This is a genomic window from Flavobacterium sp. NRK F7, assembly GCF_024054195.1.
Lineage (GTDB): Bacteria > Bacteroidota > Bacteroidia > Flavobacteriales > Flavobacteriaceae > Flavobacterium.
On record NZ_JAMXLB010000001.1, the window covers coordinates 1,605,624 to 1,628,785 of the forward strand.

Sequence of the window (23,162 nt, forward strand, 5' to 3'; positions counted from 1 at the left end):
TTTTATTCTGGCAGGATGCTCTATTTCTGGTAAAAACGGAAATAAAGAAGACCACAACAAAGGCGATTTAGATTATTGGCTTTGGAAAATGGACGAAAAAGGGAACCTCGATTGGCAGAAAAGCTTTGGAGGTAACCAAGTCGATTTGTTGCAAAGTATTGCCATTACTAGCGATGGTGGTTTTATATTAGGAGGTACTTCTTCTTCTAATAAAGGCATCGATAAACGAGAAGACTGCAAAGGTCAGGAAGACTTTTGGGTGATTAAATTAAACGCTAAAGGTCAGGAATTGTGGCAAAAAACCATTGGCGGTAGTGGTATGGAAAAACTATTGAGTATTACTCAGACTAAAGACGGGGGCTACATTTTAGGAGGTACTTCTAGCTCAAATACTTCAGCCGATTTAGAAAAGAATCCTTTTGGTAAAAGCGAAGATTCTAGAGGAAATTTAGATTTTTGGATTGTAAAACTAAAAGCCGATGGTAGCATGCAATGGCAAAAAACCATTGGTGGTCAATATGTAGACGAATTAAAAAGTATTTCTCAAACCAAAGACGGTGGTTATATTTTAGGTGGTTATTCCAATTCCCCTGCTTCTGGAGATAAAACAGAAGCGAATTTTGGTTTAGGCGATTATTGGATAGTCAAATTAGATGAAGCGGGAACTATCGAATGGCAACGCACTTTAGGTGGTGATAAAGACGATAACTTATTCGCTTTATCGCAAACTAAAGATGGTGGTTTTATCGTGGGTGGAAATTCCAATTCGGGTGCTACGAATTCCAAATCAAAATCCAGTCAAAATGGAAGTGATTTTTGGGTCTTAAAATTGGATGAGAAAGGTGCAATCGATTGGCAAGAAACCTATAACTATGGTAAAATTGATGTGCTTACCTCTATTGTAGAAAACAAAGACGGTAGTTATTTAATTGGTGGTTATGCGCAAAGTGAAGCCTCCCTCAATTCCTCCAAAGGAGGGAAGCTAAAAAGCTCAGATAAAGAAGGGATTAACGATTATATCGCTTTAAAAATCAATGTGAAAGGAGAAGAGATTTGGAGTCAAACGGTAGGTAGTAAAGGGGATGAAGTATTGAAGAAACTCCTAGAAACTAGAGATGGTGGCTATCTTTTAGCAGGAACTTCCAAAGGAAGCGCTTCAAGAGATAAAAAATCAGCCAAAGGAGGCAGTGACTTTTGGGTAGTAAAACTACGCGATAAAGAAAAAGAAGAAGAACTAAAAATCAAGGTAGAGGCAATGCCAAATCCAGCGATTAGTTTTACCAATATTATCGTAAACTTTGAATACGAAACAGGAACAGCTACCGTATACGACTTAAACGGAAGAAGCTTACAAACCCAAACGTTACAAGGCGACCGTACGATTCCTATTGAAGTAAGTAACCTACCACAAGGGATTTACTTGGTTGAAATAAAAACCAATACCGAAAAAGGAAGCGTAAAAGTGATTAAAAAATAAGACTACATTACCATGAAATATATCAAAACCATAAAAACAATAGGACTATTGCTATGCACTTGCTTTGCATTTGCACAAGATGTACCGCAAGTAGTTTCACCTACACCAGAAGTCTCCCAATTAACCAAATTTATTGATACACCCGTTAATTATTCTAACGGATTGCCTTCGATAAGTATTCCTATTTATACCATTGTACAAGATGGAGTGAGTATTCCTATTAGTTTAGATTATCATGCCAGAGGAATTAAAGTAGATGAAGTGGCTTCAAATGTAGGATTAGGCTGGGCGCTTAATGGAGTAGGAATTATTTCTCGACAAGTGAGAGGCATACCTGATGAAAATGGCCTTTTAGGAGCTGAAGGCAACCTTTTAAATGGTGCTTTTGACAGTAGAGATACTAGATTGCAAATTTTTACAGCTCAAGCTGTTGGTGATAATAACTTCGACTATTATACACCAGATCAGTTTTTTTACTCTTTTCCAGGAGGAAGTGGTAAATTTATGTTCGACTATGTAGATAAAAAACCTGTTATTCAAAATCAAAGTAAGGGAATAAAATTAGAGTCCACTTTAGTTGGGAATTTTAAGATTACTGATAATAAAGGCAACAAGTACATTTTTGGAGCAGAAAATAAATTTTCTAAAGAAGCAGCCCTACAAAACTTTATTGCCAAGTTCGATCAAGGTTTGTCTATAGAAATAAATAATGGTAATGGTACAGATGATATTAGTGGTTGGTATTTAACCGATATTGAAACGGCTAATAAATCAGTAATACAATTCAAATATGTTCAAAATAGTGCAATCTATTATAAAAGAAATTACGATAATAAAGAACAAGATGGTATTATTAGGTCTTACTTTTCTAAAACAAGAGCGGATGAAAATGCGATAGAACAAATCATTTTTGAAAAAGGAAAAATCGTTTTTGAATATAGTACCGATCCAAATGCAAGAGAGGATATTGACTATGGTAGAAAATTAGAATGGATTATTGTATATAATAATAAAAATAAGATAATCAAAAAGATGAAATTAAATTATTTTTATTCCAATAATACAGCCTCACAAAATATATTACCTTATTTGTATAATGCCGATCCTCACGCTAGAAAAAGATTGTTTTTAGCAAGTGTGGAAGAAGTGAATCTTCTGGATGCCAATGATACAAATACCTATACTTTTGAGTATGATTTGAGTAGTCCAATGCCTAATAGACATTCCAACTCAAAAGACATTTGGGGGTATTACAATGGATCTAATAACAATCTTTTTATTCTTCCTTTAGAATCAGGTACAGGTGATAGAAGAGTTAACCCTAGTCTTTGCGGAATAGGTTTGTTAAATAAAATTACATATCCTACAGGTGGTTATACTAAATATACTTATGAAGATAACGTAGTAAATAGAACCAATAAAATTGACGAAGTAATTTTAGCTGGAGGTTATCCCAATCCTACAAAAGATACTGTTGTAGGACTTTCTAATTTGGAGAGCGCTGCCTATTACGATGGTACCAAGTACATAAAACCATTTACCATTGGAGAAAATGCTTTGGATTTTAAATATACCATGTGGTTTACAGATAATGCCGCTTGTCAGAATGGAACCGAAATGGATTGTAAATTTAGAGTTTGGATTAAATCGGTTAGTCGTCAGTTGAATGTTTCCATCTTTTTATCTCCTGGAAGTAATAAAAGTATTACCACTTCTTTACCTGCGGGGGATTATTATATGCGTGTTGATCCACAGATGGCCAATTATGATCCCACGGATATGGATAATGGTTTCAATTTGATATTCCAATGGAGTGAAGAAATTCAAATGGTTGAAAACAGTAGCAATGCTTTTTTTGCAGGTGGAAAACGAATTAAGAAGATTGAAAAGTATACCGATACCAATGTTTTGGCTTTTCGAAAGGAATATGAATACAAAACAGATGATGGTAAACTTTCAGGACATTTAAACGGTTTACCTGATTTTTATGCAATAAAAAAGAAAGTGGATTTAAACGGTACAACTGCTTATATTACTGAGCGTTATGGTTCGGGTCATGGTAGTCCAATTAGTGCTTTTCAAGGGAATTCTGTTGTATACAATCAGGTAACAGAATATACAGGTACTAAAACAGATAATATTGGCAAGTCTATCTATACGTTTACCGATTTAGAAGACACAGGCGATTATTGGATTTTCCCTTATAACATACCTACAGATAACGAGTGGCTTAGAGGGCTTTTATTAAAAGAAAGACATTACAGTTTTGTAAACCAACAATACCAAATCAAAAGGCAAATTGAAAATCGATATACTTATGGTTTTAGAGATTCGGAATACAATACAGACGCACCTCCAGGAAGTGATTTAGCGCAAATGGGTGAAGCCGATTATACTGGTTTTCCTCCAGTGTATACGATACCAATGAGTTATAATATTACAGATAGCAAGTATAGGTATAGAAAAGACAATGGGTTTTATAGAATCCCTTACTTTGTTGCTGTTCGGTCTTATGTGGATGAACCTAATCTTAATGTGGATAAATATTGGACAGATGAAACCTTTCCGCCAGCTAATTCGGATTTAGTTACCTATGATGGTTATGATTATTATCTATATTACAAAACCTTCTTTATGACAGGCGGTTTTGTTGGTATTGGAAAAACAACTACAACCGATTATTTTGATACGGGTAATGTAGTTACGGAGACTGAATACAAGTATGATAACGATGCACACCAACAAGTAACCGAACAAGTAACAACACATGCTTCTAATACTACTTTAAGAACGACTTATGAGTACGCAGAAGACACTAACAATCAGTTGCTTATCGATAAACATATGACAGGTATTCCTCTACTGACCAAGACCTATAAAAACGGATTGAAAGTAGGTTTACAAGAGACTACCTTTAAAGATTGGGGAGATGGTTTAGTGGCTCCAGAATTCATAAAAGTTGGAAAAGGAACCAATATCCTAGAAACTCGAGTAAAATATAACTTAGTAGATTCCACTAATGGTAATCCCATAGAGGTGCAACAAGAAGATGGTATACCGATTACTTATATTTGGGGTTATAATAAAACCCAACCCATTGCCAAAATAGAAAATGCTACGTACGCACAAGTACAACCCTATGAAGCGAATTTACAAACGCTATCTAATGGTACTAATGAAACAAATTTAAACACCGCTTTAGATAATTTAAGAACGGCTTTACCTAATGCTATGGTAACCACCTATACCTATAAACCCTCTATAGGAATAAGTACAATTACCGATCCTAAAGGAAATCGTATTAAATATTTTTACGATGCCTTTAACCGATTGAAATATGTCGAAGATAAAAATGGTAACAAACTGAGTGAAAACGAATATCATTATAAAGACTAAAGCAAAATCAAATGAAGAAATTATTATTTATAATAGCCTTAATTCCTTTTCTTGCTTTAGGTCAAGATCAGAATTATATAAAAACTACCACTTATAAAAAAGCATCTACCATAGAAACAGTAGATGTAACCAATCCTGCTGATGCTGTGGTTCAAGTAAACTATTTTGATGGATTAGGTCGTCCTATTCAACAAGTAGCGCACAAACAGTCCAACTCGAGTAAAGACATTATTACCCATATTGAATACGATGCTTTTGGTCGTCAAATCAAAGAGTATTTGCCTTATGCAAATGGTACAGCTTCCTTAGATTATTCGGATCCAACTATAGTAGCTTCTGAACTGACTTCTTTTTATGGTTCTTATAATGGAGGAACTACCAACCCTTTTAGCGAGAAACAGTTAGAGCCCTCACCTTTAGGTCGTGTGCTGAAACAAGCTGCTCCTGGAAATGATTGGGCAATGGGAGAAGGCAAAGAAATTAAATTTGATTACCAAACCAATACCAGTGCTGATGCTGTGAAATTCTTTACAGCTACCTCAAGTTGGAATGGTGAGGAGAGTAATAAAATTTACAATCCGGTATTGAATAATTTAGGTGTTTATGCAGACAATGAATTGTATAAAACCATCACCAAAGATGAAAATCATAGTGGAACGACTAAAAACCATACGACTGAAGAATTTAAAAACAAAGAAGGTCAAGTGGTTTTAAAACGAACCTATAATAATAGTGAAGCCTACGATACCTATTATGTATACGATCAATTTGGTAATCTTACGTACGTCATTCCACCATTAGCGGAAGGAGCTAGTGATCAAAGCACTTTGGATAATTTGGGATACCAATACAAATACGATTACCGCAACCGTTTGGTAGAAAAGAAACTACCAGGCAAACAATGGGAATATATCGTATATGACAAATTAGACAGACCTGTTGCTACGGGACCAGCTTTTACACCTTATGGTGGTAACACTGTGGGTTGGATGATAACTGAGTACGATGTATTGGGTAGAGTAACGCAAACGGGTTGGAAACAAGTAGCCGTTTCAGCTACCGATAGAGCCAGTTTTCAAAATAGTATCAATTCAGGAGGTACTCCTTTTGCATTGAGTGTCAATGACGTTTTGACCAAAAATTATTATGATACGTATACCTATTCAGGAGCGCCTAATCCAATTCCTTCACAAGTAGAAGGACAAAATACGATTACCAATGTAAAAGGATTACCAACAGGCTCTTGGACAAAAGTATTGGATGTGAATAACCCCAATGCTTCTGAAACTAGCTATACGTTATACGATGAATATTACAGACCTGTACGCACTTATGCTAGCAACCATTTAGGTGGTTTTACACAAGTAGATAGCAAACTGGATTGGGCAGGAAAAACGGAATACACAATAACAACCCACAAGTACGATACCAATGCTGCAGCACTTACGGTAAGAGATAATTTCTTTTATACGGCTCAAGATCTTTTGGACTTGCATACCCAACAAATTAATGGTGGGAGTGCACAATTAATTGCTAAAAACACCTATGATGAGCTTGGGCAATTAACGAGTAAAAATGTAGGTGGTACTGGAACTACTGGACTTCAAACGATTGATTATACCTATAACATAAGAGGTTGGTTGAAAAGTATCAACGATGTAACTACCGTTGGCACTGGAAGCGATTTATTTGCTTTTAAAATCAATTATAATGATTATCAGTCTTTAGGAACACATGATTTTCAATCAGAAGCACTTTATAATGGTAATATTTCAGGTACCTATTGGAAAAGTAAATTTGGTTCCCTCAAAAAATACAATTATAGCTATGATGATTTGAATCGCTTAACAGAAGCAAGTTATTTAACGCCTAATTTAACTACTAATAATGGGAAGGCTTACAATGAAAGTTTGTCATATGATAAAAATGGAAACATTCAAACTTTAGAGCGAAATGGAGGCATTACAGGTGGATTGCCCAATCCAATTGATGAATTGGTTTATACCTATGATACTAATAACAAAAATTTATTAGTTAAAGTATCAGATGCAACCACCTCGCCACAAGGATTTAAGGATGGAGCAAATAATAATACTGAATATGGTTATGATGCCAATGGTAATATGACCCGTGATGATAATAAAGGCATTACCAATATTTTATATAACCATTTAAATTTACCAACAGAAATTGTTTTTGGAACCAATAAAATTGAATATCTTTACAATGCTACAGGACAAAAAGTAGTTAAAAAAGTGACAGAAAATACAATAGTAACAACTACTACTTATTTAGCAGGAGGTTTTCAATATGAAAACAGTGTTTTACAATTCTTTCCCCATGCAGAAGGATATGTGAAAAAAGAGAGTAGTAGTTACAAATATGTGTTTAATTATACAGATCATTTAGGCAATATACGATTAAGCTATAAAGATGCAGATAGTAACGGTACCATTGATATTGATGAAATTGTAGAAGAGAATGAATATTACCCTTTTGGATTAAAACATAATACTTATACTTCTACGAATGCATACCAGTATCGCTATAACTCCAAAGAATATCAGGATGAACTTTCTTTAAACTTATATGACTACGGTTTTAGAAACTATGACCAAACTCTTGGACGTTGGATGAATATAGACCCGCTGGCAGAGAAATCAAGAAGATGGTCTCCGTACAATTACTGTATTAACAACCCACTACGTTATATTGACCCTGATGGTAGAGAAATTGTAAATATTGAAGGGGGTGTAAGATTTACAGGTAGAGATGCACAAATCGCTTTTGGAGCATTAAAGGAACAAATTCAAGAAACAGGTGGTATAAAAGGATTTCATTTTGTAGAAGAATCAAAAACACCAAACATATATAAGCATACATTAAATGCTTTTAGAAATGGGAAACCAGATATATTGCATTATGATGCTGATATGTCACGAAGAATAAAAAGAAGATATGAAGCAACAAAGTCACTTCCAATTAAGTCTGGATTTCAAAGAGATGAATATCCTTATGCGTCAACATTTGAAGGTGGTAAAGGAGCAGATGTTACCTATGTTCCTTCAGCAGAAAATAGATCTCAAGGTGGGAGTTTAGGAATTTTGTATAAAAGTTTGAATTTAAAGACTGGTGATGCTTTTATGGTTATTCCTGTGCCAAAAGATAAAGAACCTGACAATGTTATTCCAGATCCAGTTCCAGTACCAGCACCTTTTAGAAATCCATTACCAGAACCTGAAAAAATATCTCCTTTAATTACACCAAGAGGGGTTGCTACAGCTGCGGGTACAGTTGTTGCTGGTTATGTGATATATAAGGTGATAGTAGCATTGGCAAGTTGGGAGTGTTTAGGTTGTGGTGTATTAATTACGCCTTAAAAAAAGATTTATGAGAAAATTAATTTTATTATTGTTAGCTTATATTTTATTTTCTTGTTCAATTAATAAAAATGAAAAAATGAATAAAACCCAGTTTAATTTTTATACAGAGTATAATCAATTTTACATTGAAGACAAAGGAAGTAATGGTGATACAGGCTCAGCTGAGTTTTGGTCTGAGGAGGCAATTATAAACAGATTAGCTCTTGATGATGGTATAATTGGAGTAGGAACACAAAGCTATGGAAATATAAAAGGGGAAATAACAATATTGGATAAGCCAACAACAGACATAAACTTTGATTTATATGACCATATTGTGGAAGGAGGAATTAATATAAAATCGGGAGAACTACAAATTTTAAATTGCCCTGATAATAATTTAGAGCTTTCTATAAAAGTAGAATGCGGGAAATATAGAGTAAGGGTTTATGGTCTTAATTTTTCAAGTGTTAAAGAAACTGATTTAGCACATGATAGTGATAATGATTTTTATAAAATAGAAATCTGGAAATCAGAAGACATGCAACGAAAAGTGTTAAAACAATGGGAAGATAATTAAACAGTTTTAATTAGAAACAACAAAACCACTCTGGAAAAGAGTGGTTTTGTTGTTTTATAGGGTTTAACTATATCTTCTGTTTTTTCTTTTCTAAATACATGGCTACTACTATAATAAAAAGAAGAATACCTAAACCAATAAAGAAAGAAGTATTTAAATCATGTTTAGGTACAAGTATTTCTGTTTTCATTTTTAATGCTATCATAGGAATATTGTTTGGTTTTATTTATAAGCTTGTTTAGCTTTATAATCTCTTATAGTCATATCAATAAAGTAAAAAAGTTTATCTTTTACATCATCGGGCAGTTGTTGTACTTCTAGGATACGATTTAAAGTATTAGTATCTAGTGGTAATGTGTCAAATTTAGTGATGGATGGTTTGTGAGTATTTAATTGATTGATAATCAATAAGAATTAAAAAATAATTGTAAAAAAGATGAACTATATAGTTCATCTTTTTTTATGTTTAAAGTTCTTAAAATGGAAAAAATGGTAAAAAAGACAACCTTGTGTATTAGAATTAGTGATACGGGTATTTGCCCTTATTGTAACACTAAAAATTTAATTAAAAATGGTTTTACTAAAAACAACAAGCAACAGTTCTATTGTAAAAGTTGCAACAAAAGATGTATTGATTATTATAGCTATAATGCTTATAAAGGAAATACAAATGCTAAAATTATCCAATTTATAAAAGAAGGTTTGGGAATAAGAAGTATTGCAAGAGTGTTGCAAATTGCAACGACAACTATTTTAAAAAGAATAATTACTATTGCTAAAAAGATTCAGAATCCTATTTTCTTCAAAAATAAAAGCTATGAAGTTGATGAAATGCGTTGCTATTTAAAAAGAAAAGACAAACCCATATGGATAGTGTATGCTATAGAAAGGAAAACAAAGCGAGTGGTGAGTTTTACTTTAGGAAGAAGAACCAAAAGAACCATTCAATATGTAACTAATTCATTATTACTTTCAACACCAAAAGCCATTTACACTGATGGATTAGTACATTATAAATCTTTAATAAATAAAGTAATACATAGAGTAACACGTTTTGGTACGAATCAAATTGAAAGAAATAATTTGTCTATGCGAACCCATTTAAAACGATTGCAACGCAAAACCATTTGTTTTTCTAGAAGTTACATACAGTTGCAATGTGTATTACGCATTTATTTCTGGAGTTGAGTTATTTTCTATAACTCTTATCTTGTAATTGTATAAAGTTGTGGATGTCTATATTAACTCTATAACTCTTAGTTTTATAATCTATCTATTATAAAAAAAATGTATTACAATTTTGTAATACATTTTTAAAATTTTACCTTATTTTGTAATACGTTTTAGCAGATTATAGGGTTTCAGTAATATTTTGCATTGAGATATTAAAAAGATATCTGAAAACAGAGTAAAAAACACTAGAGTAACTATCTAAATTAACTTGCTCTAGGCTAATGTTGTTTGTAAGACAATAATTTAATAGATTTATTAAAGTTTCAAAATCTGAAAATAAATAATCGGGTAAATTTTCAAAAGACAACACTTCATTAATACTATATTGAAGCACTTTTAAATTCTGATTATTAATCAGAGTTACATTTTTTGTAGCAATAAAATACATGCAACTAATGGCTATTTTAAAATGTGGATTAAACATAAAAGAAAGATGCATTTCATTCATGTCGGTATTGTTTTTTTCTCTAGTATTCTTTACCAGTTGCATTCTTATAACTTTTGATAAGTTGCAATTTTCTTCTAAGGCAATTAACTCTAGTTTTTCTCTAAGATCCTTTTCTAGTCGAAGGGTAATGCTTTCATTTTTCATAATGAATGGTGTTTTTTAATTTTACTTTTTTTGAAAATGGTTTCTATTAGGTATTTAATAGCATCTTCTTTATTAAAATCAATAGTATTTCTTTTTTTACTAAGTTTTTTAGAGATACTAGCTTGATGTTTCGTTATCAGCATTAAGAATTTTTCTCTTTCTTCATTAGAAAGAGCTAAAAAAACTTCATATGCTGTATTGGATGTCAACTATTTATTTCCTTAAATTTTTTCAAAAGTTATTTCAATAAAAAATAATGTTGTCAGGATTTGCAAGGATTTGCAAGGATTTGCGAGGATTTTCCAACATTTTACAGGATTATCTAACATTTTCCAAGATTTTCAAGGATTTTAAATTTCTTGTATTACTTGATGTTTAAATGTTAAAATCATGTCCTTTTTACGGTTTTTAGTAAATTTATTATATTGAAAATGAGTATATTAGTAATAAAAATGCTTAAAAAATCGATTTTAATTGAGAATAAAACATCTATTACAACTAAAAACTTACAACTAGTATTACAATCTGAAATCAGACAAAGTGTAATTCCAATAGAGGATATCGGTTATATACTAATTGATCACGCTGAAGTATTTATAAGTATACCAGCAATCAACCAGTTAGTTGATAACAACACAGCAGTAATATTTTGTAATACAAATAATCATTTGCCAAATGGGATGCTTTTAAATTTAAATAGTCATCATATTCAACAAGAGATTTTTAAGAATCAAATTAATGCGAGTGTACCATTAAAGAAACAGCTATGGCAACAAACGATAATTGAAAAAATAATAAACCAAGGAATTCTTTTAGAAAAGGTGAGTGGTAAAAAGAATAATTTTGAGTTTTTAGCTTCAAAAGTTTTAAGTGGAGATACTTCTAATATGGAAGGTGTTGCCGCTAATTTTTACTGGAAAACATTTTTTGATTTTAATAATGACCAATCGGTAGGAGAAAATGATTTTAGAAGAGAACGTTTTGGAAAATATCCAAATAACTTTCTCAATTATGGTTATGCCATTTTAAGAGCAGCAACTGCAAGAGCTTTATCAGGTAGTGGCTTGCTGAATACGCTAGGAATTCATCATAAGAGTAAATATAATGCTTTTGCTCTTGCAGATGATATAATGGAACCTTTTCGACCTTTAGTAGATGAAAAAGTTTCTGAAATAATAAAACAATATAAGGAACAAGAACTTAATACACAAATTAAAGCGGAATTACTACAGCTTTTAACAAGAACAGTATATTTCAAGGATGAGAAAAGTCCATTAATGGTTGCCTTACAAAAAACGGCAAGTTCCTTACAACAATGTTTTACAGGAGAGAGAAAAAAAATAAAATATCCAAAATTATGGAGTTAAATGGTTACCGAATTATGTGGTTATTTGTATTTTTTGATTTACCAACTGAAACAAAAAGAGATAGAAAAAATGCTTCTGGATTTAGAAATAATCTTTTAAAAGATGGTTTTTCCATGATGCAATATTCTGTTTATGTAAGACATTGTGCTAGTAGTGAAAGTGCAGATGTACATGAAAAAAGAATCCATAATTTATTACCACCTTTAGGAAAAGTGAGTGTTTTAAGAATAACAGATAAACAGTTTGGAAATATTTTAAATTTTTGGGGTAAAGCAGAAGTACCTAAAGAACCACAACCTACACAATTAGAATTGTTTTAATTTTAGAAAACAAAAAATGCCTCAATTGTAACTTATCAATTTAAAAAAGAGGCATTTTTTCTTTCGATATTTTAGTTTAATTTATTGATAATTAGAAGATAAAGAGTCAACTAATATCGTGTTTTCCAAACTTTAATCAAACCACAACTTAGCATAATCATAATATAAATCAATCAAAATATCGTGTTTTCCAAACTTTAATCAAACCACAACGCAAGAAGAAACATTAAGATTTCTCGTAAAAATATCGTGTTTTCCAAACTTTAATCAAACCACAACCAAGGTGTAGAAACAAATGGAGAATCAGTAATATCGTGTTTTCCAAACTTTAATCAAACCACAACTTCAAAGTGCTTGTAATACTCATGTGGTTGAATATCGTGTTTTCCAAACTTTAATCAAACCACAACCTGATCTAAAAGGATTGTATCAGTACTAGAAATATCGTGTTTTCCAAACTTTAATCAAACCACAACCTCATCTCCTTTTGATATATCTACTCTTATAATATCGTGTTTTCCAAACTTTAATCAAACCACAACTTTATCAAGGAACAAACTATATAATTTTTAATATCGTGTTTTCCAAACTTTAATCAAACCACAACCTGTAAATGTGTCGTTAATTGAATTAAAAAAATATCGTGTTTTCCAAACTTTAATCAAATGAAATTCACAAACACGCTTATTTAAAAATAAATATTTGGTGTTTGTAAACCACAACAAATTGATTATGTGAAAAATATGTTGTGGTTTGAGCTGTTTATGAACTTGAAAAATTATGTCAATGAACAAAAAGAAATTATTTATATTTTCTCAAATTTTCCTGTTGGTAAAACTTTAAAATCAATTCCCACAACAAATGCATTAAATTGATTGTGATTCATTTTTCTTGTTGGTTTAATTTCCCCTAATTTAAAAACTCCATCTGGTTTGAAATTATCCTTTTTAATATCATCAGCTTTTCTAGCTTCTTTGAAATATCTTAGCATTATAACTCCATATTCATCAACTTTTCCAGAAGGTCTTACAATCCTTTGAATTGACAAACCTTCAATAATATAAATCCTTCCTTTAAAATCAATTATTTCTTTGATATCTTTAGGATTTTCAACATCTTTATCATAAAAAACAACTTGTTGTCCTCTTTTTAAAACAACATCTTTATTATTTCTTTTTTCAATTGGAACTAAAACTTTTTCACCTTTTATTTCTTTTTCTTTATGTAAAGGATAAAACCCTTGACCTTGTTTTAAAAGTTTGGCGACGTTGAAATTATTGATTAATTCAAATTCTCTTTTACCGTCTAATTCATAAATTGCCATTGCATGGTTTTCATCATTTTGACCGTACACTTTTTGTTTGTGTTCGTGTTTTGATTTTGAAAGCAAACTATGTTCTTTTATTTCTAAAGGATTTTTAACAGAGTTAGCATAAATTCTAACTTTGTTTATTGGTACCTGTTTTTCTTCATTCATCCAAACAACTCCATTCATTTTATTCTTTTGTTGCGCGTTAGATGAAATCAATAAAACTTTATTTACAACAGCTTCTTTAACTTTCTCTTTTACCATTTCATCCACAATATTTTCAATATCATTAGCTTTTAAACTTTCTAAATCTTTGCGAATTACATAGCGAATTTCTTCGGTATTCAATGGATTTTTAATGGCTCCATAAATGCTATCTTGATGCAAAGATCCTCTAATGGTATCACCTTGCTGGAATCTTGGAAGTTTTTTTCCTTTCTTATCTAGTTTGTAAATAATTTTGCCATTACTATCCTTTTTAGGAATTGCTTTCCCATTTACATCTCTTTCTATTTCTGCTACATATTGCTTTTTCCCTCTAACTCTTAAAATCTTTTTTGATTGTTTTTTCACATTGTCTGGTGTAAAATGTGAAACTAATATTTCATTTTCAATTTTTTCTAAATCTTCTTTAAAAGTCTTCCATGGTTTTGCTTCTGACATAAGAGCTTTTGCTTTTTGCTTATCTTGTTTATCTTCAGATGTCCATGCTTTTGCCAAAACATCATATTTATCTTTTGTCATGCAAGCAATTGTAATAGCATCAATTGTGTGATGTGTATGTTTGCTTCTATCTTTTTCTTTATAATGTTTGAATCCATTTTCGTCTTTATAACTTTCTTGAATTCCCCATTGTTTTCTAAACTCAGCGACCATTCCACCTTTTACACTTTCTACTCTTTTAAAATAGGACTTTAAATAAGCTTGTGAATACTTAGTAATAATTCCAGTATCAGGAATTTGACTATTCTTAAATCCTACTTTTGGTTCTTTCCAAATAAAACGGTCGTATTTCCCTTGAAGATAATCTCGCTTTAAGGTTAAGTAATGTCTTCTTCTTATCTTTTTATCTTTAACTTCTTTGGTTGCTGCAGCTTTAATTGAACGACTAATAATTTCGATTTCTCTTGATAAATTATCAGCTTCTTCTTTCCAATGAGCAATTCTTGGTAAAATTTCGGAATGATTAGATAATTCAATAGGCATTTTATTTCTTTTAACTTCTCTATTGAAACGTTGACTACAAAGTGTTTTGTTCATTTGAGAGTTATCTTGAGAAATACTTCTTGGAATCGTATGTTCAATATCATACGCAGGATTATTACCAATTATATCACAAATGCTAATATTTTTACCTTGTTCGTAAATTTCACATTTACCTTGTTCAACCCACAATTGATATCTTAAAATATCATCTTCTGTTGGTTCAACTTCTTTTTTACATTCTTCAAAATAGAGTTTTTTGATTTCTTTAATAGCATCTTCTCTAAACTTTTTATTTTCATTTTGATAATCTTGAATACCTTTTCTTTTGTTGGCGTCGTTTAATTCGCGAGCCATTTCTATATGAATTCTTGTGTTTTTATCAATTTGACCTTCCAAAATCAATGTGTTTAAAACTTTACGTAATTGATGTAAAGCTCGCATTGCCATTGGATTTTTTATTGATGGCGTTAAGGGACTTCCTAAAACTACTTTTTCATTTCCAAATTCATCTTTAATGATTTTCTTTTTGAAAACATCAATATCTGATGGATGATATAGTTTTTTTAATTGTTTTGGATTACTACAAAAAACTTCTCCATCTTCATTTTGACCAGAGAGAAAATCTAAAACTTTTTCATCTAATCTTTTAACTTTTATAAATTCATATTTTTTTAATTGCCCAATAAAAATGGGAAATAAATTATCAATAATAGTTTTTTGGTCAATTTCGTTTTCAATAGAATGGTTTTTATAAAATGAAACTAATTTTCCAACTAAATCTGTTTTATAAAGATTCTCAGCTTCTTTAGAATAATATTCATCTTTTAATTTGGCTTCTTTTATAAGTCCGTTAATTATTTCTAATTGATTCTTATCAAAAGTGTAATTTTCTACAATTTCAGCAATTTTGGTTTGAATATATTTTCTTTGTTCAACATCATTCCATATACTTTTATCTACAATATTTTCAATATTTGCCATAAAAACAGCATGAGAATACAATAATCCTTCTTTTATATAAGGAAGAATTTTTGAAATTGCAGCTAAACTTAAACTTGCAAAATCTTTTTTCAATTTAATTTTACTAAAAGCTTTAGCACTTTTATCATCAAAACCTAGTTTTTCTTTTGCATATTCATACAAATAAACATCCGAAGTTGCAACAGATAATAAATGCCATAAATCTTTATAATCAACTATTTTTGTTACTTCTTCTTTTTTAGCATTTAAAGTTTTATAATTAAACGTTTTTGTTTTCCAATCTTCTCCAATTACATTTTTCAAAGATGCTGAAACTTGGCAAGCTGAAACTGTATCTGTAGGCTTGTAATTAAACCAATAAAAATATTCGTTCTTTTTAGAAGATTTATAAAAACCTAAACTTGCTCCTTTTTCGACTAATTCTTTTGCTAAAACTTCAAAATTAAAATCATTTTTTCTGTAGAATTTTGGAACTAATTTTAGTTTTTCTTCTTGAGTTAAAAAACGTAATATCTTTTCATTTTGAGTTCCAATTTTAATCGTATTCAAATAATTCCACATTCTATATTCTTCAAAATCAGGATGTGAAACAGAGCAGCGAGATTTACTGGTTTCAAAAGAGCATTTGCCTATTGAACCTTTTTGAGATTTTAAAGGTCTTTGAAAAAAAATAGCTTTGTATAAATCTTTTGCCAATCCATCGAATTTCTTTTCAGGTAATTGTTCTTTTTCGTTAATAGAATCAATTCCTTGAATTTTACAAATAGTTATAAATTCTTCGAGGTAATGTTCTTCTCTTGAAGTATATTGATTTCTAATTTTTTCTTTACTGTACAAACTAAAAAAATACTGACCTAAAGTTTTAAAACCTCCATCAGTCATAGCTTGGGAAATATCTTTTATTTTACCTTTTACTTTTCCTAAAACATCTTTTTTATTTAATCGTTCAGTAATTTCTGCTTTCCCTTTTTCAAAATCAGTATCATTCTTCTTAATAATTGCTTGAATTGATTTATATAAAGACACTAATTTTTTATCACCTTCATCTAAATCTTTTGCAAAGCCACTTTTTTCATTAGCGTCAAGAATTCCAGTCTCAAAAAAATATTCTCTCAAATTTTCAAGAATTTCATCATAAGAATTTAAATCCTCAACAATTGCTTCAATTTTAGGACAATGTTCTTCTAAAATTCCTTCAGCGGATTGATCTAACCTATTACTTAAAAAACCACGTCTTTGAGCTATATGATATAATGCTCTACCTAATTCATAAAGCGTAACTTTTTGCTTACTTGCTTTATCTCTGAAAAAATAAGGATTAATATTTTTATCTTCATTTGTTCTCAACCATTTTAAAAATTCTGGATTTAAAGGATAATTTTTAAAACCGCTTTTTTTCCAATCCTCCACTTCTTTAATCGATAAAGGACACATCTCATTTTTCGAGAGTACTTTTAATGTTTCATACTTTCTTAATTTTCTTCTATATTTTAATTTTCTTGCGCTTCTGTAACTTGTTCTCTCAGCAGCACGTGAACTTTCGATTCCTTTTTCAGATTTCACTCCTTCTGAAAATATTCTAACTCCTTTATCTAAAAGATTAAAGTTATTTTCATCTTTATTTACAATTGCCCAACCAATTGAGTTTGTACCTAAATCTAATCCTAAAATTTTCGTCATTGAATATCCTTTTTAAATCATTTCTTAAAAATAAAGAAAAGAAAATTAAGAACATTACGAAAAAACGTAAATCAACTAGAAAACTTTTACTTATATTTGTTTTAGATTAAAATTTCCAAACTTTAATCTTATCACAATAAGGCTATATGCCGTAGATGAAAATCTTTAGTCCTGCTTCGGTGGGACTTTTTTTTATTCTAACAAATTAGAATAATCAGTAGGTAATTCTGCATCAATATCTCTTAAATATTTTTCTAATGCAGTCATCGTACTGTGACCTGTAATTAGCATTAAATTACTTTTGGCAACATGTTGAGGATTGTTTTCACGTAATTTTCTATAAAGTCGTGTAATGAAAGTATGTCTGAAACTATATAAACCATAGTCTTGATTTAAATTGAATTCTTTTTTAACCTCTTTATTAAATAGTTTGCTAAAATAATCTCTTCTATTATTTTCTTCAGCTTCCCATTCTTGCCCATAACCATAAGGGGTGAATAAATAGTTATCTAATTCAAGTAGTTTTAAATTGGGTAAATCTTTTATTAAAATATCAGGAATGATTTTAATTTTTATAGGTTGATTTTTTGCTCGTACATAAATTTTTCGTTCGTTTACATCAATATCTTTTACTTTTAATCTACAAACTTCTACTGGACGTAAAAAATTATAAGAAATAAATTTAATAAATAGGAGTAGAGTAGGGTTTCTATTCTCTAAAAATGTATATATATCTTCTTGGGTTTTATCACTGAAAGTTTTGTTTCTTTCAGGTACTGCTTTTAAAACATTAATCTTTGTTATAAAGTTATTAGAAATATACTCATTGTTTTCTAGTTCATTAAAAAATGAATTTAAATCGGTTCTATAGTTGTTTCGGTTTCTTGGACTTGTGTTTTGAAGAATGGTGTTTAAAAACTGTATTACATCTTTTTTTGTAATACTTTTGATGTCGTCAGAAGTATTTGGTAAACTATTTAGGAATTTATGAATTCGTAATTGATAACTATTAAAAGAAGTAGTGTTCATTACATTCTTTTTTAATTTTAAAACCGTTTCAAAAGCTTCTTGTATAGTTATAATTTTTTCTTTAGAATCAATTATGATGTTCTCTTTTGTGTCCGTTTTTTTTCGTTTTATCTCTTTTTCAACTTTTAAAGAGTCTTTTTTAGCTGGTTTTTCATCATCATTTTGATATAAGTAGGAAAAATCATTATCGGTATAAGGATTTGCTCCATTTTTTAATAATAATTCTAAAGCATCTCGCATAACAGTTAAATACATAATACGTTCTCTTTTTGTTTTATAAGAGTTAGCGTAACCTTTTATAGGAGTTTGTCGAACTAATTTATCTGTTTCAGGAGACCGAAAGCTATAATACACATACCAGTCTTTTTTCAATGCATTCTGTTGTTCTTGTTTAGAAAGTAGTTTCCAATCGGTAATAGAAACACCACCTGTATAAATTTTTGGGATAGAAAAATTAGGCTTTGACATTATTTTTTCTTTAGAACTATTGCTAAAATTCATTGCAATATAATTTAATTTTTTGTCAAAACCGTATACTGAATCGTATACTAAATCGTATACCTTGTGTAATGCTGGTAAAAAATTGGACATAAAAAAAACGATTTAGAAACCTAAACCGTTTATTTTCAATAGATAAAATCTAGTAGCGAAGACGGGAGTTGAACCCGTGACCTCAGGGTTATGAAATCAGATAGTTAAAATTTTACTATTGATATTCAGTAACTTATATTTTGAAATTTGCCTTAAAAAACACCAAATCGTATGCGTTTTTGTATTCCGAAATTGGGTTATTATTTTCTTTTTTATTAAAAATTATATTGAATCATTGCTTTTATAAAAAATGGTGTTCCAGGAGTAAAATGTATTTCTTCTACTGGTTGCGATTCAGATTGTAATCTTGATTCGGTAGCAAATTGTGTTTCATTCCATTCTACATCAAAAAGATTTTGAATCTGAATTCCTAAACTTATTTTTTCCCATTTGTAACCTGCATTAAAATCAGTAACCGTATATCCTTTTGCTACAATTGAATTGTCTTCGTTTGCAGGTCTATCAGCTAAATGGCGTGCGTTTATACTTCCATATAAACCTGATTTGAAAATGAAATTCAAACCACTTACTAGAGTAAAATCGGGAGCTAATGGAATGTAATCTTCTCCTTTTGGTTCGTCGATAGATCTAGCATAGGTATAATTGGCATCTAAATTCCAAAATAACCAATTGGTGGGTTGGTAACGATAGCTTAAATCAATTCCTTGACGATGTGTTTTTCCACTTGGTTCTACAACTCCTGCATCTCCAACATATACAAATTCTTGATCTAAATATAAATACCAATATGCCATGTTTACTACCATTTTTGGTGTTGGTTTCCAAATATAACCTAAATCAAATCCATATGCGGCTGGTAATGTCTTTTTGTCTTGTTCAGTAACTACAACTCGAGTATCGTTTGAATGGAATCCTTTTCCTGTTTTTAAGTACAATTGTAATTGTTCTGATGGGTTATAAAGAATATTAAATTTTGGGCTTACAATTGCCTTCGTTTCTTCTTGTGTTTTATATGTAGTAAGCAAAGCATCATTGTATTGGAAATTGAAATAATCTAATCTTACGGAAGGATTAAAAGTCCATTTGTTAACATCTATTGTTGTTCCTAGATAAGCACCTAAATTAGTTTCATTAATATTTCCTAATTGAATTTGTTCTAAAACTTCAGTCCTGTTTAAAGTATGTGATAATTCAACTTTTTTGCTTTGATCGTTACGTAAACTTATTCCAGCTTGCCAACTTCCTTTAAATTTTTCTTTTAGGAAAGATTCCTCATAATCCGAATTGAAGCCATAAATGATTCGATTTTCCTTTTGTTTTATTTGATCTCCATTGATTGGGTCTTCCAAGAAAAAAGTAAAATTAGAATACAGCTCAAAATCATACTGACTCATATAAACTTTATTTCTAATTGTTGTATTCTCATCAATTGTTTTGTCATAATTAACCAAAACATTATTTCTTGATGTATTACCACCTTCAGTATCGTCTATGGAGCCAAATCGCGAAATTAAACCACTATCTACAGCTCTTTGTGGTACTTGACCCGATGCATCCCACTTGCTATCAAAATGAGAAATTGTAACGCCTAATCTATCTTTACTTGTTAAATAGCCTGAATATTTTCCAAAAAGATTGGTTCTATTAAAGTTTTGAGGACTTTCGAAAGGACCGTCAGAAGATAAAAATTCCGTAGCAATATAAGCATTATGTTTATTGCTATTTATTAGATTGAACATACCTAATAATCGATACGTATCAAATTGTCCGGACTCTAGTTTTATGAAACTTTGATCTAATCGCTCTTTAGTCATAAAATCAACGTAACCAGCAGTTGTAAAATTACCTTTATTTTGATAGTAAGGTCCTTTTCCAAAATCTATTTTTTCGATGGTTTCAGGTATAACAAAATGTAAATCCGCATATCCTTGTCCATGGGCATGTGAAGCCATATTTACAGGAAGGCCATCAACAGTTATATTTATATCTGTACCATGATCGATGTCAAAACCTCTAAGGAATATTTGTTCTGCTTTTCCACCACCAGCATGTTGGCCAATAAATAATCCAGGTAGTTTTCTTAAAACATCTTGAGAAGAGTTTACAGGATTTGTTTGGATGTCGATATCAGTTATAATATGTAATGCATTTATTTTGGGAGAAATAACAATTTCATCTAAGTTAATTGCTTTTTCTATTAGAATAATATATAAAGTATTGCTAAGGTTCTTTATTTCGATTTGTTGAGTTTGATAACCTACAAATGAAATTTGAATAATATCTCCTATGCTAACATTTTCTAAAGTAAAATCTCCATTTTCATTAGAATGTGAATGTTTATCAGTGCTTTTATTAAGAATATAAGCTTCCTGAATTGGTTTTTGTTTTTCGTCTACAATTTTTCCTGTGATTGTTTGTGCATTTATGGAGTATCCAAAAAGAAAGAAAAAGATATAGAAAGCAAGTTTCATAGGGTATTGAGTTTATAATTTTTAAAAATCGGACAAAGATACATGAAACTTTAGTTTTAGAGTTGAATTAAGATTAATTTAGAAAAAAATGGATATTTATTTTTCAATTCAAAATAAGTAATATGATAATCAATAGCAATATGAGTACTAACAATAGTACAAGACGGTATTGTTTCTTCATGGTAAATATTTAGTAGGTTAGTGAATACAAAAGTACTACCAATTAGATAAATATTCAATACGTATAAATACGTATTTTGAACAATTTTTTGTACGTATTTATACGTAATAAAGGACAAAATAAGTTTAATTTGATAAAAACGTAATATTTTAATACAATTTAGTTTTTAGTTACATCATACTCTAAGTAACTATAAAGAAGCATAGTCGCAGGTTTAAAAAGAATTTTATGTGCCGGTTTTAAAAAAATCCCTGATTTTTTACCGTCTTTTATAAATTCACCTTTTTTATTCCACTCTAAAGTGTAATTTTTGTTTTCTAATTTACCATTTTTATCAATTTCTCCAATTTGGTTATGGTTGTAATCGTAAAGAAAACCATCCTCTACATTAAATAGGATAAAATTGCTGTTATCTTTTAAAGTATTGTTGTTTTCAAATTTCCCAATTAATAGTTCTTTTGAAAATATTTCTCCCGATTTATTTACTTTAAATAAAATAGTATCACTCTTTCCAATAATTTCAAATTTGTATACTTTTTTATTCTCAGGTGTTTTGTTGCAAGAGCAAGTTATTAATAGAATTATAATTAAAATTGGGTACAGTTTTTTCATAATAATCTATAAAAAATTAACTGAGATAAAAGTAATTAAAAAGGTGGCTATACAACTGTTAAAGTTTAGTTATATGTAATTCGTTTTTTTATGCTAATATTCAATTGTTAAACTGATTTTGTCAAAAACTTGTTTTTTACCTTGCTTTCCATTATCAAAAATTAGTTTTAGCCATAGTTTAGAAGAATGAATGAATTCTATTTTATTTTCATTTTTGAAATAGTCTAAAAAAGGATTTTCAGGATTTCCTAGATATTCAAAAACTATTTTAGTCAGAATACCAATTTTATTTTTATGATTTATTGGTTCGTTTTCATTTTTCTTAAATCCTTTAAAAGGCAATCTAAAAGTCCATGGTAAGCTAGGTTGGTCTTCGTTTTTAATAATATCTATCCCCATTCCAACTGGAAAATAATCAGGTTGGTATACGAATGAATTTTCAAAGAGAGTATCAGTTTCATCTGAATTAACAATGCAAAGTCCAAACGGTGAAAAATCATTATTTTTGAATTCAGCTCGTTGCCAAAGTCCAGTTGTTTTAGTGTTTTTACTGTTTAATTCTTCTTTACTATGTACCCATAGAATTTCCAAAAAGAAATTTTCAAAATAAAATTTACGATTTGTAGTCCCTTGGCCAACATGAACTCTACTACTGCCTTCGATGAAACCAAACGCTACTAATTCATCAGCAACTTTTCCATTATCATCTGTAAAAATAAAGATATGATCTACATTCATGTTTTTATATTATCGTTTTGAAAATGATATTCATTTGCTATTCTAACAAATATAAATTTTATTTTACAACATCAAA

The 23,162-nt window shown here is 30.1% G+C and carries 14 protein-coding genes and 1 CRISPR repeat array; of the genes, 7 read left to right on the top strand and 7 right to left on the bottom strand.

Annotation, left to right across the window (positions count from 1 at the left end; all coding sequences use genetic code 11):
* From NHF47_RS06910 to NHF47_RS06925, 4 genes are all read left to right on the top strand, one after another.
* Positions 1 to 1,477, top strand: a 1,477-nt coding sequence (locus NHF47_RS06910; protein ID WP_252764234.1) for a T9SS type A sorting domain-containing protein, incomplete at its 5' end; no start/stop codon positions are given.
* Between the two features lie 12 nt (positions 1,478 to 1,489).
* Positions 1,490 to 4,873: a hypothetical protein gene (locus NHF47_RS06915; RefSeq protein WP_252764235.1), complete on the top strand. Its 3,384-nt coding sequence runs from the start codon at positions 1,490 to 1,492 to the stop codon at positions 4,871 to 4,873.
* A gap of 11 nt (positions 4,874 to 4,884) precedes the next feature.
* Positions 4,885 to 8,253: a DUF6443 domain-containing protein gene (locus tag NHF47_RS06920; RefSeq protein WP_252764236.1), complete on the top strand. Its 3,369-nt coding sequence runs from the start codon at positions 4,885 to 4,887 to the stop codon at positions 8,251 to 8,253.
* Positions 8,254 to 8,263: 10 nt separating this feature from the next.
* Positions 8,264 to 8,815, top strand: a complete 552-nt coding sequence (locus NHF47_RS06925) for a hypothetical protein (RefSeq protein WP_252764237.1) — start codon at positions 8,264 to 8,266, stop codon at positions 8,813 to 8,815.
* A gap of 67 nt (positions 8,816 to 8,882) precedes the next feature.
* Here NHF47_RS06925 and NHF47_RS06930 read toward each other — a convergent pair whose 3' ends face one another.
* Positions 8,883 to 9,020: a hypothetical protein gene (locus NHF47_RS06930; RefSeq protein ID WP_252764238.1), complete on the bottom strand. Its 138-nt coding sequence runs from the start codon at positions 9,018 to 9,020 to the stop codon at positions 8,883 to 8,885.
* A gap of 275 nt (positions 9,021 to 9,295) precedes the next feature.
* Here NHF47_RS06930 and NHF47_RS06935 point away from each other — a divergent pair, with 275 nt between their 5' ends.
* Positions 9,296 to 10,003, top strand: a complete 708-nt coding sequence (locus NHF47_RS06935; RefSeq protein WP_308219259.1) for an IS1 family transposase — start codon at positions 9,296 to 9,298, stop codon at positions 10,001 to 10,003.
* Positions 10,004 to 10,166: 163 nt separating this feature from the next.
* On the opposite strand, the gene NHF47_RS06940 is transcribed toward NHF47_RS06935, so the two are convergent.
* Complete coding sequence (locus NHF47_RS06940; RefSeq protein WP_252764239.1) at positions 10,167 to 10,640, bottom strand: hypothetical protein; 474 nt, start codon at positions 10,638 to 10,640, stop codon at positions 10,167 to 10,169.
* Positions 10,641 to 11,071: 431 nt separating this feature from the next.
* Here NHF47_RS06940 and cas1 point away from each other — a divergent pair, with 431 nt between their 5' ends.
* Together cas1 and cas2 are read left to right on the top strand one after the other, a co-directional pair.
* Positions 11,072 to 12,007, top strand: coding sequence for a type II CRISPR-associated endonuclease Cas1 (gene cas1, locus NHF47_RS06945; RefSeq protein WP_252764240.1), 936 nt, complete (start codon positions 11,072 to 11,074; stop codon positions 12,005 to 12,007).
* Positions 11,998 to 12,327 carry a CRISPR-associated endonuclease Cas2 gene (cas2, locus tag NHF47_RS06950; RefSeq protein WP_252764241.1) on the top strand — a complete coding sequence of 110 codons (330 nt, stop codon included), beginning with the start codon at positions 11,998 to 12,000 and terminating at the stop codon, positions 12,325 to 12,327. The genes cas1 and cas2 overlap by 10 nt, the downstream gene beginning before the upstream one ends.
* A 112-nt stretch (positions 12,328 to 12,439) precedes the next feature.
* Positions 12,440 to 13,000: direct repeats of the CRISPR family, unit length 36 nt; unit sequence AATATCGTGTTTTCCAAACTTTAATCAAACCACAAC.
* 132 nt (positions 13,001 to 13,132) lie between these two features.
* Here the strand turns inward: cas2 and cas9 are convergent.
* The 5 genes from cas9 to NHF47_RS06975 all read right to left on the bottom strand — a co-directional run bounded on the left by cas9 (position 13,133) and on the right by NHF47_RS06975 (position 23,086).
* Positions 13,133 to 17,503 (bottom strand): type II CRISPR RNA-guided endonuclease Cas9, encoded by a 4,371-nt coding sequence (gene cas9 / locus NHF47_RS06955; protein WP_252764242.1) that lies wholly within the window; start codon positions 17,501 to 17,503, stop codon positions 13,133 to 13,135.
* Positions 17,504 to 17,695: 192 nt separating this feature from the next.
* Positions 17,696 to 19,123 carry a site-specific integrase gene (locus tag NHF47_RS06960; RefSeq protein ID WP_252764243.1) on the bottom strand — a complete coding sequence of 476 codons (1,428 nt, stop codon included), beginning with the start codon at positions 19,121 to 19,123 and terminating at the stop codon, positions 17,696 to 17,698.
* 215 nt (positions 19,124 to 19,338) lie between these two features.
* Positions 19,339 to 21,555 carry a TonB-dependent receptor gene (locus NHF47_RS06965; protein WP_252764244.1) on the bottom strand — a complete coding sequence of 739 codons (2,217 nt, stop codon included), beginning with the start codon at positions 21,553 to 21,555 and terminating at the stop codon, positions 19,339 to 19,341.
* Between the two features lie 340 nt (positions 21,556 to 21,895).
* A complete protein-coding gene (locus NHF47_RS06970; protein WP_252764245.1) occupies positions 21,896 to 22,348 on the bottom strand; it encodes a hypothetical protein in 453 nt (150 codons plus the stop codon).
* 93 nt (positions 22,349 to 22,441) lie between these two features.
* Entirely contained in the window at positions 22,442 to 23,086 is a 645-nt protein-coding gene (locus NHF47_RS06975) for a VOC family protein (protein WP_252764246.1), read from the bottom strand.
* Positions 23,087 to 23,162: the final 76 nt, after the last annotated feature.

Bases quoted from the DNA above. Each gene is read 5' to 3' on its own strand.
- NHF47_RS06965 (WP_252764244.1), bottom strand. From the start codon at position 21,555: ATGAAACTTGCTTTCTATATCTTTTTCTTTCTTTTTGGATACTCCATA.
- cas2 (WP_252764241.1), top strand. From the start codon at position 11,998: ATGGAGTTAAATGGTTACCGAATTATGTGGTTATTTGTATTTTTTGAT.
- NHF47_RS06935 (WP_308219259.1), top strand. From the start codon at position 9,296: ATGGAAAAAATGGTAAAAAAGACAACCTTGTGTATTAGAATTAGTGAT.
- NHF47_RS06975 (WP_252764246.1), bottom strand. From the start codon at position 23,086: ATGAATGTAGATCATATCTTTATTTTTACAGATGATAATGGAAAAGTT.
- NHF47_RS06915 (WP_252764235.1), top strand. From the start codon at position 1,490: ATGAAATATATCAAAACCATAAAAACAATAGGACTATTGCTATGCACT.
- NHF47_RS06920 (WP_252764236.1), top strand. From the start codon at position 4,885: ATGAAGAAATTATTATTTATAATAGCCTTAATTCCTTTTCTTGCTTTA.
- cas1 (WP_252764240.1), top strand. From the start codon at position 11,072: ATGAGTATATTAGTAATAAAAATGCTTAAAAAATCGATTTTAATTGAG.
- NHF47_RS06930 (WP_252764238.1), bottom strand. From the start codon at position 9,020: ATGATAGCATTAAAAATGAAAACAGAAATACTTGTACCTAAACATGAT.
- NHF47_RS06925 (WP_252764237.1), top strand. From the start codon at position 8,264: ATGAGAAAATTAATTTTATTATTGTTAGCTTATATTTTATTTTCTTGT.
- NHF47_RS06970 (WP_252764245.1), bottom strand. From the start codon at position 22,348: ATGAAAAAACTGTACCCAATTTTAATTATAATTCTATTAATAACTTGC.
- NHF47_RS06960 (WP_252764243.1), bottom strand. From the start codon at position 19,123: ATGTCCAATTTTTTACCAGCATTACACAAGGTATACGATTTAGTATAC.
- NHF47_RS06940 (WP_252764239.1), bottom strand. From the start codon at position 10,640: ATGAAAAATGAAAGCATTACCCTTCGACTAGAAAAGGATCTTAGAGAA.
- cas9 (WP_252764242.1), bottom strand. From the start codon at position 17,503: ATGACGAAAATTTTAGGATTAGATTTAGGTACAAACTCAATTGGTTGG.